Source organism: Streptomyces sp. NPDC002845 (assembly GCF_053591955.1).
Window position 1 is genome coordinate 33,061 of sequence record NZ_JBSFUU010000029.1, and the last position, 12,676, is coordinate 45,736.

The following is a 12,676-nucleotide window of genomic DNA, read 5'->3' on the forward strand; positions in this document are numbered from 1 at the left end:
GGGGTGCTGACTGCAGTCGTCCATCACGACGGAGCCCCGGCACCCTCCTGGTGAGGGTGCCGGGGCTCCGTCGTCGTATGTACGAGGTGGTGTCAGCCCTCGTTCCGAAGGGCCGTGCCGCTGACGTCCCCGAAGCCGAAGAAGCCGCCTCCGCCCCCGTTTCCGTTGCCTCCGTCGTCGCTCTGGCCCACGGTGGTCATGTTGACCGGTGTGCCCTCCGCGACCTGGCTGCCGGCGTCCGGGTCCTGGTCGAACACCAGGGCGTTCTCGTCGTCGGAGTTGACGTTGCCGACGGCCAGACCCGCGTCCTCAAGGATCTTCTTGGCGTTCTTGAAGGTCTGGCCGACCACGTTCGGAACCGTGACCGCCTCCTGCTCGGCCTGCTTGCCGATCCGGATCTGAACCTGGGAGTTCTTCTCGACCTCGGCGCCCGGCGCCGGGTCCGTCGTGATGACCGTGCCGACGAGGTTCTCGTCCTCGGTCTCGACCTCGACGCAGGTGCCGACGAGGTCGTTTTCCTGCATCAGCCGGACGGCGACGTCACAGGTCTGGCCCGTCACGTTCGGGACGTTGGAGGTTGCCTCCTCCTTGGCGACGGTGAGGGTGATGGTGGAACCCTTCTCCACCTCCTCGCCCGCGACGGGGTCGGTCTTCAGGACGGTGCCCGGCTCCTCGGGGGACTCCTGCTCCTTCGTCTCGACGTTGAGCTCGTACTGGTCGCCCTCGAGCTCCTCCGTGGCGTCGTCGACGTTGTCATTGATGACGTTCGGCACCGCCACCTTCGGCGCCCCCGTCGACACCACCAGGTTGATGGTGTCGCCCTTGTTGACCTCGGTCTTGGGCTCCGGGTCCTGGGAGCAGACGTTGCCCTTCTGCTGGTCCTCGCAGGGCTTGTTGCTGATGGAGACGTTCAACTCGACGTTGGCCGCCCTGCTTTCGGCCTCGGTCTGGGTGGCGCCGACGAAGTTGGGGGTGGCGACGGTGTCGCTGGTGCCGGCGCCGCCGGCGAAGGCCCACCTGCCGATCATGATCGCGCCGATCAGGACCAGGACACCGGCCACGACCAGCAGGACCGTCGACGTGCTGTTCTTCTTCTGCTGACGGCGGCGGCCCTGGCGGTCGTCGTAGCCGAAGCCGCCGTCGTCCGGGTTCATGGGCGGCAGCATCGACGTGGCCTGGGCGTCGGCGGTGCGCAGGGCCGTGGTCGGGCGGTCGTCCGGGTAGGAGCCGTAGCCGACGGAGCCCATGGCCGCGGTGGCCCCGACGGGCTGGCCGTCGAGGCAGGCCTCGATGTCGGCGCGCATCTCGTCGGCGGACTGGTAGCGGTAGTTCGGGTCCTTGACGAGCGCCCGCAGCACGATCGCGTCCATCTCGGGCGTGATCTCGGGATCGAAGACGCTCGGCGGCTGCGGTTCCTCCCGTACGTGCTGGTAGGCGACGGCCACCGGGGAGTCGCCCACGAACGGCGGGCGGACCGTGAGGAGTTCGTACAGCAGGCAGCCCGTGGAGTACAGGTCCGAGCGGGCGTCGACCTGCTCGCCCTTCGCCTGCTCCGGCGACAGGTACTGGGCCGTGCCGATGACCGCCGCCGTCTGTGTCATCGTCATGCCTGCGTCACCCATGGCGCGGGCGATGCCGAAGTCCATCACCTTGACCTGGCCGTTGCGCGTCAGCATGACGTTGGCCGGCTTGATGTCGCGGTGGACGATCCCGTTGCGGTGCGAGTACTCCAGGGCCTGGAGGATGCCGATGGTCATCTCCATGGACCGCTCGGGCAGCAGCTTGCGGCCGGAGTGGAGCAGCTCACGGAGCGTCGAGCCATCGACGTACTCCATGACGATGTACGGGATCGAGACCCCGTCGATGTAATCCTCGCCCGTGTCGTAGACCGCCACGATCGCGGGATGGTTGAGCGAGGCGGCCGACTGGGCCTCCCGGCGGAACCGGGCCTGGAACGACGGGTCACGCGCGAGGTCCGCCCGCAGCGTCTTCACCGCCACCTGGCGCCCGAGCCGGGTGTCATGCGCAAGGTAGACCTCCGCCATGCCACCACGGCCGAGCACCTGGCCCAGCTCGTACCGGCCGCCGAGGCGACGCGGCTCTTCCATAGCTTGCTACCAGCCCTCTCCGTCGGTCCCGACCGCACCCGATGTGTGGTCCGGCGGTGTGCTGCTCCGGGCATACGGTACCCGGCTCGCCTTGCGTGACCTGGCCAACCGCTTCACCTGATACAGGACCGGTATCGCAACGTGCACCGATGTGGAGGTGACGTGATGGGGGTCACTGCCTGCTGTCGACGACTGCCTTCATCACGTCCCTTGCGATGGGGGCGGCGAGACCGCCTCCGGAGATGTCGTCACGGACCGCGCTGCCGTCCTCGACGACCACGGCGACGGCGACCGGCGAGCTGCCGTCACCGAGCTTGGCGTACGAGATGAACCAGGCGTACGGCTTCTCGCTGTTGTCGACGCCGTGCTGGGCGGTACCGGTCTTGCCGCCCACGGTGACGCCGTCGATCTTCGCGTTGCCGCCGGTGCCCTGGGGGTCGTTGACGACCGTCTCCATCATTTCCTGGACCGCCTGGGCGGTCTCCGGCGAGACGGCCTGTGAGAACTCCTCGGTCTCGTGCCTCTCGATGACGTCGAGGTTCGAGGCGCGCAGCTGGTCGACCATGTACGGCTTCATCAGCTTGCCGTCGTTGGCGATCGCCGCGGTGACCATGGCCATCTGCAGCGGGGTGGCGCGGTTGGAGGCCTGGCCGATGCCGTCCATGGCGTTCTGCGGGCGGTTGTCCTCGGGGTAGACGCTCTCGGCGGCGCGGACGGGGGTGTCGAGCTTGGGCTCGTTGAAGCCGAACTTCTCGGACTGCTCGATCATCCCCTCGTTGCCGATGCGGTCGCTGAGCTGGGCGAAGACGGTGTTGCAGGAGACCATCAGCGCGTAGCGCAGCGTCGCGTTCTCGCATTCGCCGTGCTGGTTGGTGAGGTCCGTGGTCGTCTGTGGCAGCGTGTACGGGTCCTCGGTGTCCGTGGCCTTGTCGATGCCGTCGACGAGGCCGTTCTCCAGCGCCGCCGCCGCGGTGACCACCTTGAACGTCGAACCGGGCGGGTACGCCTCGCGCAGCGCCCGGTTGAGCATCGGCTTGTCCGGGTCCTTGTCCAGCTTCTGGAAGGTCTCGCTGTCCTTGCTGCTGATCCCGGCGAACGTGGACGGGTCGTACGAGGGGGTCGAGGCCAGCGCGAGGATGGCGCCCGTGGACGGGTCGATCGCGGCGACGGCGCCCTTCTTGTTGCCCAGTCCCTCGAACGCGGCCTGCTGCGCGGCCGCGTTGAGGGTGGTGACGACGCTGCCGCCCTCCTTCTGCTTGCCCGTGATCATGTCGAGTGTGTTCCGGAAGAAGAGCCGGTCGTCGTTGCCGGTCAGGATGCCGTCTTCCAGCGCCTCCAGCTGCGAGGCGCCCACGATCTGCGAGGAGTACCCGGTGACGGGCGCCCACATCTCGCCGTTCTTCCAGGTGCGCTTGTACTTGTAGTCGGTGCCGGTGGTGGCGACGGAGCCGGTGATCGCGTCGCCGTCGACGATGATGTCGCCGCGCGGGCTGGCGTACCGCTCGATGGCGACCCGGCGGTTCTTGGTGTCCGTCCGCAGGCTGTCGGCCTGGACGTACTGGATCCAGTTGTCGCGGATGAGCAGGGCCAGGACAAGGATTCCGCAGAAGATCGCGATCCGGCGCAGGGGCTTGTTCACGGGCGGACCACCTGTGTCATCTCGGCGTCGGGGTTCGGGGCGGGGGCGGGGGCCGGGCGGCGTGCGGTGTCGCTGATGCGGAGCAGGATGCCGATCAGTGCCCAGTTGGCGATGACGGAGGAACCTCCGTACGCCAGGAACGGCATCGTCATACCGGTCAGCGGGATCAGGCCCATGACGCCGCCGGCGACGACGAAGACCTGGAGGGCGAAGGCGCCGGAGAGCCCGATGGCCAGCAGCTTGCCGAAGGGGTCGCGGGCGGCGAGGGCGGTGCGCACGCCGCGCTCCACGATCAGGCCGTACAGCAGCAGGATCGCCATCACTCCGGCCAGGCCCAGCTCCTCGCCGAAGGTGGCGAGGATGAAGTCGGAGTTGGCGGCGAAGCCGATGAGGTCGGAGTTGCCCTGGCCGAGGCCGGTGCCCAGGGTGCCGCCGGAGCCGAACGCCCACAGCGCCTGCATGGCCTGCTCGGAGTGGACGACGCCGTCCTGCACCCCGGCCTGGCTGAGCTCGTACTCGCGCATCGGGTCGAGCCAGGCCTGCACACGGGTCTGGATGTGCGACTCGAAGCTCGCCACACCGACGGCGCCGACGGCGGACATCAGCAGGCCGAAGACGATCCAGCTGGTGCGCTCGGTGGCGACGTACAGCATGATCACGAACATGCCGAAGAACAGCAGCGACGTACCGAGGTCGGTCTCGAAGACCAGGATCAGGATGGACATCGCCCAGACGACCAGGATGGGCCCGAGGTCGCGGCCGCGTGGCAGGTACAGGCCCAAAAAGCGGCGGCTGGCCAGGGCGAGGGCGTCGCGTTTGACCATGAGGTAGCCCGCGAAGAAGACCGCGAGGACGATCTTCGCGAACTCGCCGGGCTGGATGGTGCCCAGACCGGGAATCTTGATCCAGATCTTCGCGCCGAAGACGTTGTGGCCGAGTCCCGGGACCAGCGGAAGGAGCAGCAGGATCAGCGCGCCGACCATGGAGATGTAGGTGTAGCGCTGCAGGACACGGTGATCCTTGAGGAAGATCAGTACGGCCACGAACAGGGCGACACCCAGCGCGGAGTACAGCAGCTGGCGGGGGGCCGCCTCGATGTACGTGCTGCTCTGCTGCAGTCGCTCCGACTGGTCCAGGCGCCAGATGACGACCAGGCCGACGCCGTTGAGGAGTGTGGCCAGCGGCAGCAGCAGCGGATCCGCGTAGGGCGCGAACTTCCGTACGGCGAGATGGCCGATGCCCGCGAGCAGACCGAGGCCGAGGCCGTAGCTCAACAGGCCCGGCGGCACGGAGTCGTTGATGGCCAGCCCGACGTTGGCGTACGCGAACACGGGGATGACCACCGCGAACACCAGCAGTGCCAGCTCGGTGTTGCGGCGGCTCGGTGCGCCGATCGCGCCGATCGTGGACGTGTGCTGCGTCGACGTGTTGGTAGTGCTGCTCATCGTATGACTGGGCCCCTCACGGCGTGCTTACTGCTTACCGCACAGCGAGACCAGCTTCTGCTCTTCCTCGGAGAGGCTGGGGCCGGGTGTGGGTGTGGGTGCGGTGGTGGACGGGGACGTTGACGGCTGCGACGCCGATGGGTTCGGCGTCGGTGACGCTGTGGCCTTGGACGCGCCAGAGGTGTTGGTGGTTCCCGTGGCGCCGCCGGCCTCGCCCTCGCCGGTACCGGCGTTGTTCTCGCTCTCGCGGCGCTGGGCGTTCTTCTCGCACGCGGACGCCTGGGTGGCAAGCTCGTCGATCTTCTTCTGGGCGTTGCTCAGGCTGCCCTCGGCGATGGTCGCCTCGACCTGCTTCTGCTGGTACGGCGGCAGGTACTTGAGTTCGATCTCGGGGTGGTCCTTCTCGACCTCGGAGAGGGAGACCCAGGCCAGGTCCTGGCTGATGCCCCGGTAGAGCGCGATGTGATCGTCGTTGGCGCCGACGTAGTACTGCGTCTGCGTCCAGCGGTAGCCGCCGTAGAGTCCGCCGCCGATCACGCCGAGGGCGAGGAGGAGGAAGAAGGACGTCTTCAGCCAGGTGCGGCCCTTACGCGGTTTGACGAAGTCCTCGTCCGAGTAGTCGCCGAAGCCGCCCGCGGGGACGTAGCCGGTGGTGTCGCCGGAGCCGGGCGGCCCGAACTCGCCGCCTCCGCCCTGTCCGGGTACCGGGCGGCCGAGGCCGGCGGCACGGCCGGCCGGGGTCTGCATGGCGCCGTTGTCGTGCAGCTGGTGCTGGTTCTCGGCGACCGCACCCACCACGACGGGGGTGTCGGAGAGCTGGCCTGCGAGGGTGTCGCCGGTGTCGAGGTCGAGGACGTCGGCGACGATGACGGTGATGTTGTCGGGGCCGCCGCCGCGCAGCGCGAGCTGGATGAGCTCCTGCACGGTCTCCTGCGGGCCCTGGTAGCTGGCGAGGGTGTCCTCCATCGTCTGGTGGGACACGACCCCGCTCAGGCCGTCGGAGCAGATCAAGTAGCGGTCACCGGCGCGGACTTCACGGATCGACAGGTCCGGTTCGACATGGTCGCCGCTGCCCAGCGCGCGCATCAGGAGGGAGCGCTGCGGGTGGGTGGTGGCCTCTTCCTCGGTGATGCGGCCCTCGTCGACCAGCCGCTGCACCCAGGTGTGGTCCTGGGTGATCTGCGTCAGTACGCCGTCCCGCAGGAGGTACGCGCGCGAGTCGCCGACATGGACGAGCCCGAGCCGCTGCCCGGTCCACAGCAGGGCCGTGAGCGTGGTGCCCATGCCCTCCAGCTGCGGGTCCTCCTCGACCATCGCGCGCAGCTGGTCGTTGGCGCGCTGCACGGCGGTGCCGAGCGAGGTGAGGATGTCGGAGCCGGGGACGTCGTCGTCGAGCGCGACGATCGTGGAGATCACCTCGGAGGAGGCCACCTCACCGGCGGCCTGGCCGCCCATGCCGTCGGCGATCGCGAGCAGACGAGGACCCGCGTAACCCGAGTCCTCGTTGCCCTCGCGGATCATGCCTTTGTGCGATCCGGCGGCGAAACGCAGTGACAGACTCATGCGCACCTCGCCCGTCGGCTCCGGGTACATCCGCACGGTGCCCACCCTCCGGTCGGGAGCGCGCCGGGGCCCGGGGTGTGGACCGCCACTGCGTGCTCGCTCCGCTCGCTCATTGTCGTACTACTTCCGCAGCTCGATGACGGTCTTGCCGATGCGGATCGACGCGCCCAGCGGAATCGGTGTGGGGGTCGTCAGCCGGCTCCGGTCGAGATACGTGCCGTTCGTGGACCCGAGGTCCTCGACGATCCACTGGCCGTCACGGTCGGGGTAGATCCTGGCATGCCGGCTGGAGGCGTAGTCGTCGTCCAGCACGATCGTGCTGTCGTGCGCGCGCCCCAGAGTGATCGTCTGCCCCGAGAGCGCGACCGTCGTACCCGTGAGGGTGCCCTCGGAGACGACCAGCTTGGTGGGGGCGCCGCGGCGCTGGCGGCCGCCGCCGGACTGCTGGCGCTGCTGCGGAGGCGCCTGCCTCGCGGCGGCCTGCTGGGTCCGGTTGGCCTCCCGTCGCGAGCCGCGCTGGGTGACGCGCGTACCGAACAGGTCGCTGCGGATGACCTGCACGGCCACGATCACGAACAGCCACAGTACGGCCAGGAAACCCAGCCGCATGACCGTGAGGGTCAGCTCTGACATTGCCCCCGCTTCACCCTTCGGCTTGCCGGTAAATGATGGTGGTACTGCCCACGACGATCCGCGAGCCGTCGCGGAGCGTAGCGCGGGTGGTGTGCTGCCCGTCCACCACGATGCCGTTGGTGGACCCGAGATCCTGGATCGTCGAGGGCGTTCCGGTCCGGATCTCACAGTGCCGGCGTGAGACGCCGGGGTCGTCGATCCGCACGTCGGCTTCGGTGCTGCGGCCCAGCACCAGCGTCGGGCGGGAGATCTGATGGCGGGTGCCGTTGATCTCGATCCAGTGGCGGGTGCGTCCGCCGGCCGTCGGTGCGGGCGCTGCTGCGGGCCGCTGACCGCCGACGGGCTGAGGGTAGCCGTAGCCGCCGGGGCGCGCGCCGGGCGGCGGCGCGGACGGCATGGGCGGGGCGCCGCCCGGCGAGGGTGCGGCGGTCGGCGGGTAGCCGTAGCCACCGGCGCCGGGGGCTCCCGGCCGTCCCGGGGCTCCGGGCCTGCCGGCCGGGCCCGCCGGGGCGGACGTGGGCGACTGCTGGTCGGTGGAGCCGGCGAGGGTGCGGCTGCGCACCCGGTACAGGCCGGTGTCGAGGTCCTCCGCCTTCTCCAGGTTCACCTTGATCGGGCCCATGAAGGTGTAGCGCTGCTGCTTGGCGTAGTCGCGCACCATGCCGGCGAGCTCGTCGCCGAGCTGGCCCGAGTAGGGGCTCAGGCGCTCGAAGTCGGGCGCGCTCAGCTCCACGATGAAGTCATTGGGTACGACGGTCCGGTCGCGGTTCCAGATGGTCGCGTTGTTGTCGCACTCCCGCTGGAGCGCTCCCGCGATCTCCACGGGCTGGACCTCGGACTTGAACACCTTGGCGAAGGTGCCGTTGACCAGACCTTCGAGACGTTGCTCGAAACGCTTCAGGACTCCCATGGGGCACCTCCTCCTACGTTGCCGTCCTGTGTCCTGCTGGATGCTGCTCGGTACTGCTCTCGTGCGTCCTGATACTGCTTACTGATCGTATCCACGCGCCGGGAATTCGGCTGGTTCCCCCTGTCGGCCCGGTCGAACCGGTGTCGACGCCCACTGAAGTTCCCCTCAGTTCCCCTCCCGGATTCCCTCAGGAGCTCCCCTTCGAACTCCTCGCGGCCCACCTCCTGGCGCTCCTTATGCCATGGATCGTAGAGGCGACGCCAGACCAGTGTCCCGCACCTGACGGTGGACCCCGTCCCGCTCCTGTGTAGATGGCCGGGACCGGTACGAGGTTGATACGTGAACAAGTACACGTTGATACGTGGGTGAGCGGCTGGGGCCGCGCAGGCGGGCCGGGGGGCTGGTGAGGGTGGTGAGGGTGGTGAGTGAGGCTGCTGAAGGGGGTGAACGGGGGTGAGTGCGGGGCAAAGTGCCCGGGAGCTGCGGTGGCGCACCCCCGGCCGCCCCCGGGAAAGGGATGTGAACCCACCCTCTCCAGCGTGCTAATCTTTTGGACGTCGGAGGGCCCCAGCATCGCAGGGGCAAGGGCCTGAGGACACACCCAATGCGCGGGTGGCGGAATAGGCAGACGCGCTGGATTCAGGTTCCAGTGCCCGCAAGGGCGTGGGGGTTCAACTCCCCCCTCGCGCACCAGGGAGCACCGACGAAGGTGCTCTGGTTGCAGTGACGGAATGGGTGGCATCGCGATGGCGATGCCACCCATTCCTGTCTCTCGGGGTGTGATGGATGTCTCTGGGCATGACAGCGCGGACCGCCACGGCTGGGAGGCCGTCGGCGGTCCGCGCTGCGTCGTGGATCTTCGGTTGATCAGCTCTTGAGGCGTGTCCTTTGTGAGGAAGCTCTCAGGGCTGGGTGATGTGGCCCTTGGGGTCCAAGTGCCCAGGGGCTTGGTCTTGCGGCGGCGGATGACCCGCTCGACTCCTCAGCGCGGGGGTGACGCCGCCTGCGTGCGCTGCGAGTCGTCAGGGGATGGGCAGACCGCTGTTCGGCGGCCGGAGCGGCGCTCTCCGCCAGGTCCGGTTGGAGCCGGGGGAGCGTGGACGTATCGGTGGTCAGTGCGAGCGGGTGATCTGTTCGACCAGAGTGTGGATGCGTTTCACGTGCTGCTCGGATTCCGGTTTCATCAGCACGCTGCGGAGGACGCGGGCGCCGGCGGCGTCCGTGGTGATCTTCGGGTGGCGTGCGGTGAACGCCTCGTGGTCGGCCTTGAGGGTGCTCAGGAACACCGGATCGGGACTCGTCATGCCGTCGGTAAGGATGCGCGAGGATGCCGTGTCGACGGCGGTCAGCGTGAGGGGTTCGACAGCGGGAAAGTAGGTGACGATGTCCAGCTCCGGCCGCTGGTACAGCTCCAGGACCTCGGATGCGCTGATCAGGTCGGCCCACTTCAGGGCAGCCCGGCGGCCCGCCGCCAGCACCCGGCCCAGGCCGTCGGCGGTGGGCGGGATGAGCTGGAAGGTGAGCCACAGGGCGGCGGCCGAGGCGCCGGCGCGTGAGCATTCCAGGCTGATCTCGCCGAGGTGGAGCTCGGTGGAGGTGAAGTAGGTGTAGGGCGAGTCGTGGAGGTAGAAGCGCCCCACCTCGGGGTCGCGGAAGAGCACGGCACCGCAGCCGTAGGGCTGGAGCCCGTGTTTGTGCGGGTCGACGACGACCGAGTCGCACCGGGCGATCGCCCGCCAGGGCTCGGGCGCGAGTCCCTCGGGCCCGTCGGCGCCTGCCAGCAGGGTGAAGAAGCCGCCGTAGGCGGCGTCGACGTGGAGACGGACGCCGTAACGCTCTTTGAGGAGCAGTGCCTCGTGGATCGGGTCGACGGCCCCCAGCCCGGTGGTTCCGGCGGTCAGCACGACCGTGCCCACCCGGCCGCTGCGCAGCAGGTCCTCCAGCGCGTCGAGGTCCATGCGTCCCCGGTTGTCCGTGGGCACCGCGTGTCCCTCCATCCCCAGCACACGGCACATGCGGCCGTGGGTGTAGTGGGCCTCCGCGCTGTAGGCGACACCTCGACCGGGGTGCAGTTCGCGGGCGACGAAGAGGGCTTCGAGGTTGGCGATCGTGCCGCTGGTGGTGAGGTGGCCGAGCGGAGCGTAGTCGGAGCGAATGGGGGCACCGCCCGTGCCCGAAGGGCTACGGGGGAGGGTGTCGTAGCCGAACATCGCGGCGAGTTGCCCGATGACCTCGCGCTCCATCGCTGCGGTGGCCGGTCCGCCGTCCAGGGCGTGGTTGTTGGGGTTGATCAGCATGGCGGTGAGGTAGCCGACCACTGCGGCGGGGTGCGGGGGTTTGAGCATCTGCCCCGCGTAATGCGGGTGGAAGAAGGGGTAGTTGTCCCTCAGTCTCCCGGTGAACTCCTCGAAGGCTGTGGCGAAGCGGTCGTCGTCGACCTGGAGTGACGGGTGCGGCTGGTAGGGGCCGAAGGTGTCGGCCCAGTCCTGTATTGCGTGGGTGGCTCCGTCGAGCCAGTGCTGCAGGTCCATGGATGTCCCTCTCTCCGATGTGGCCGACGGGGTGGCGTCCACCATAGAATTTTGTTGAGCAGTCAGCAATTGACTGCTCAGCAATTGAGATGGCAGTAGGTGAGGTGGCAGTAAACTCGCGGGCCAGGACCGTCAGGATGGGAGGACCTGGGCAGGTGAATGCCGCGACCAGGCGGGGCGACCAGGCCGCCCGTGCCGCCAACAGTCAGCTGGTTCACGACTTCGGGCTGCTGATCAAAGCCGCGACCCGCCTGGAGCAGCGGATCGACACGGCCCTGCGACGGGAGTGCGGGATCAGTCATACGATGCTGGAGGTCCTCATCAGGCTGTGCCGCGAGCCGGGAGAGGAGGTCTCCCAGCGCCGACTCGCCGAGGACCTCACCCTCACCAGCAGTGGCACCACTCGGCTGATCGACCGCATGGAAGAAGCCGGCCTGGTCCGCCGCGTTCCGTCACCGGAGGACCGCAGAAGCGTGCTGGTGGAACCGACTGATCACGGCCGTACCGTGTTCCTTCAGGCGGCGACCGTTCACGCACATGTCGTCGAGCGGTACTTCGTCACGCCCGTGGCCCGCGACGACTACACACGGCTGACCGGCGCGCTGAGCGACATCAACGAGGCGCTGAGCGACGCCGCCGGCTGACTTCACCGGCGCGTGGCGATTTTCGCCGGGGGTGGTGCGTCGACACCGCTGCGCCACTGCGGAACCCGGTGACCGGGCGCGCCGCGGGGGCGGCCTTCCGGCCGGGCAGACCATGGTGACCGGCCTTCCGCCGGGGTGCGTCGTGCTAGGCGTTGCCGAGCGCCCGGACGTCGCCGCGGCCTGGATCGCCCGCTCGAAAGCCCGAGATCTCCTGGAGCGCATAGGCCGCGACGAGCGGCCCGTCACCCACGAGGTCCTCGACCCTCTCGCCCTGGAAGCGGCCCGGGCCGCCTTCCTCGACTCGGTCACCGGCGCGGCACCGGACAGCCTGGTCACTCACGGTTCCGCCCCCCGCAACCGGTACACGGTCGAGCCGGCCGCCTCGACGACCCGGGCCGGGGTCAAGATCGGAACCTACTGGCCGGGCAACGACCAGTACGGGCTGCCGCGGCACCACTCGACACTGCTGCTGCTCGACCAGCGGATCGGCCGGATCGCTGCGGTGCTGGAGGTCGGAGCTGCCAACGCCTACCGCACCGCTGCTGCCGACGCCCTTGCCGTCCAGACCCTGGCCCGCGCCGATTCGCAGGTCCTCGCCGTCTTCGGCACAGGGCACCAGGCACTCCACGACGCCCGCGCGGTCAGCCGTGTTCGCCCGATCCGCCAGGTGCTGGTGGTGGGGCGCAGCGAACAGCGTGCCGCAGCCATGGCCGGCACTCTGCGCGGGATCGGTCTCGACGCAGCACCGGCCGAGGCCCGAGACGCCTGCGCGGCCGCCGATGCCGTGGTCACCGCGACCACCAGCACCGTCGACGACGCACCGCTCTTCGAAGCCGAATGGATCCGCCCGGGCGCCCACGTCTCCTGCATGGGCGCCGACGCCCCCGGCAAGCGGGAACCGCCCCCGCCGCTGCTGGCACGGGCCACGTTGTTCTGCGACCTTCCTCAGCAGTCCCGCCGGCTGGGCGAGTTGCAGCACGCCCCCGCCGACGCACCGGTCCTGGCACTGGCCCGAACCGGCCTGTACACCGAACCCACCAGCGCCCAAGTCGTCCCGGCACTGGCCCAGTTCACGGCTGCAGGACACCTCCGTCCGGACGATGACGTGGTCGCGATCCTCACCGGATCGGGACACAAAGCCGCAGCGGCAATGGCCGGGCTGCTCGACCTCCCCGGCTCGCAGTGAGCCGATCCACCCCGCTT

The 12,676-nt window shown here is 69.1% G+C and carries 9 protein-coding genes and 1 tRNA gene; 3 read left to right on the plus strand and 7 right to left on the minus strand.

From position 1 onward, the window contains the following. Positions 1–92: 92 nt before the first annotated feature. The 6 genes from pknB to ACWD3C_RS22055 all read right to left on the minus strand — a co-directional run bounded on the left by pknB (position 93) and on the right by ACWD3C_RS22055 (position 8,298). Entirely contained in the window at positions 93–2,108 is a 2,016-nt protein-coding gene (gene pknB / locus ACWD3C_RS22030) for a Stk1 family PASTA domain-containing Ser/Thr kinase (RefSeq protein ID WP_451146364.1), read from the minus strand. 172 nt (positions 2,109–2,280) lie between these two features. Beyond that, complete coding sequence (locus ACWD3C_RS22035) at positions 2,281–3,747, minus strand: peptidoglycan D,D-transpeptidase FtsI family protein (RefSeq protein ID WP_451146366.1); 1,467 nt, start codon at positions 3,745–3,747, stop codon at positions 2,281–2,283. Next, a complete protein-coding gene (locus tag ACWD3C_RS22040; protein WP_451146368.1) occupies positions 3,744–5,192 on the minus strand; it encodes an FtsW/RodA/SpoVE family cell cycle protein in 1,449 nt (482 codons plus the stop codon). The genes ACWD3C_RS22035 and ACWD3C_RS22040 overlap by 4 nt, the downstream gene beginning before the upstream one ends. Before the next feature lie 27 nt (positions 5,193–5,219). After that, the gene (locus ACWD3C_RS22045; RefSeq protein ID WP_451146370.1) at positions 5,220–6,755 is read right to left on the minus strand and encodes a Stp1/IreP family PP2C-type Ser/Thr phosphatase; all 1,536 of its coding nucleotides are present in this window, start codon (positions 6,753–6,755) and stop codon (positions 5,220–5,222) included. A gap of 120 nt (positions 6,756–6,875) precedes the next feature. Further along, complete coding sequence (locus ACWD3C_RS22050; protein WP_451146372.1) at positions 6,876–7,388, minus strand: FHA domain-containing protein FhaB/FipA; 513 nt, start codon at positions 7,386–7,388, stop codon at positions 6,876–6,878. Between the two features lie 10 nt (positions 7,389–7,398). Further along, positions 7,399–8,298: an FhaA domain-containing protein gene (locus ACWD3C_RS22055; protein ID WP_451146373.1), complete on the minus strand. Its 900-nt coding sequence runs from the start codon at positions 8,296–8,298 to the stop codon at positions 7,399–7,401. 606 nt (positions 8,299–8,904) lie between these two features. Here ACWD3C_RS22055 and ACWD3C_RS22060 point away from each other — a divergent pair. Next, positions 8,905–8,991, plus strand: a tRNA-Leu gene (locus tag ACWD3C_RS22060). A gap of 419 nt (positions 8,992–9,410) precedes the next feature. Here ACWD3C_RS22060 and ACWD3C_RS22065 read toward each other — a convergent pair. Continuing rightward, on the minus strand, positions 9,411–10,829 hold the full coding sequence (locus tag ACWD3C_RS22065) for a pyridoxal phosphate-dependent decarboxylase family protein (RefSeq protein ID WP_451146375.1): 1,419 nt from the start codon (positions 10,827–10,829) through the stop codon (positions 9,411–9,413). A gap of 155 nt (positions 10,830–10,984) precedes the next feature. Here ACWD3C_RS22065 and ACWD3C_RS22070 point away from each other — a divergent pair, with 155 nt between their 5' ends. Further along, positions 10,985–11,473, plus strand: coding sequence for a MarR family winged helix-turn-helix transcriptional regulator (locus tag ACWD3C_RS22070; protein ID WP_451146377.1), 489 nt, complete (start codon positions 10,985–10,987; stop codon positions 11,471–11,473). A gap of 142 nt (positions 11,474–11,615) precedes the next feature. After that, a complete protein-coding gene (locus ACWD3C_RS22075) occupies positions 11,616–12,659 on the plus strand; it encodes an ornithine cyclodeaminase family protein (RefSeq protein ID WP_451146379.1) in 1,044 nt (347 codons plus the stop codon). The last annotated feature ends 17 nt before the right edge of the window (positions 12,660–12,676 follow it).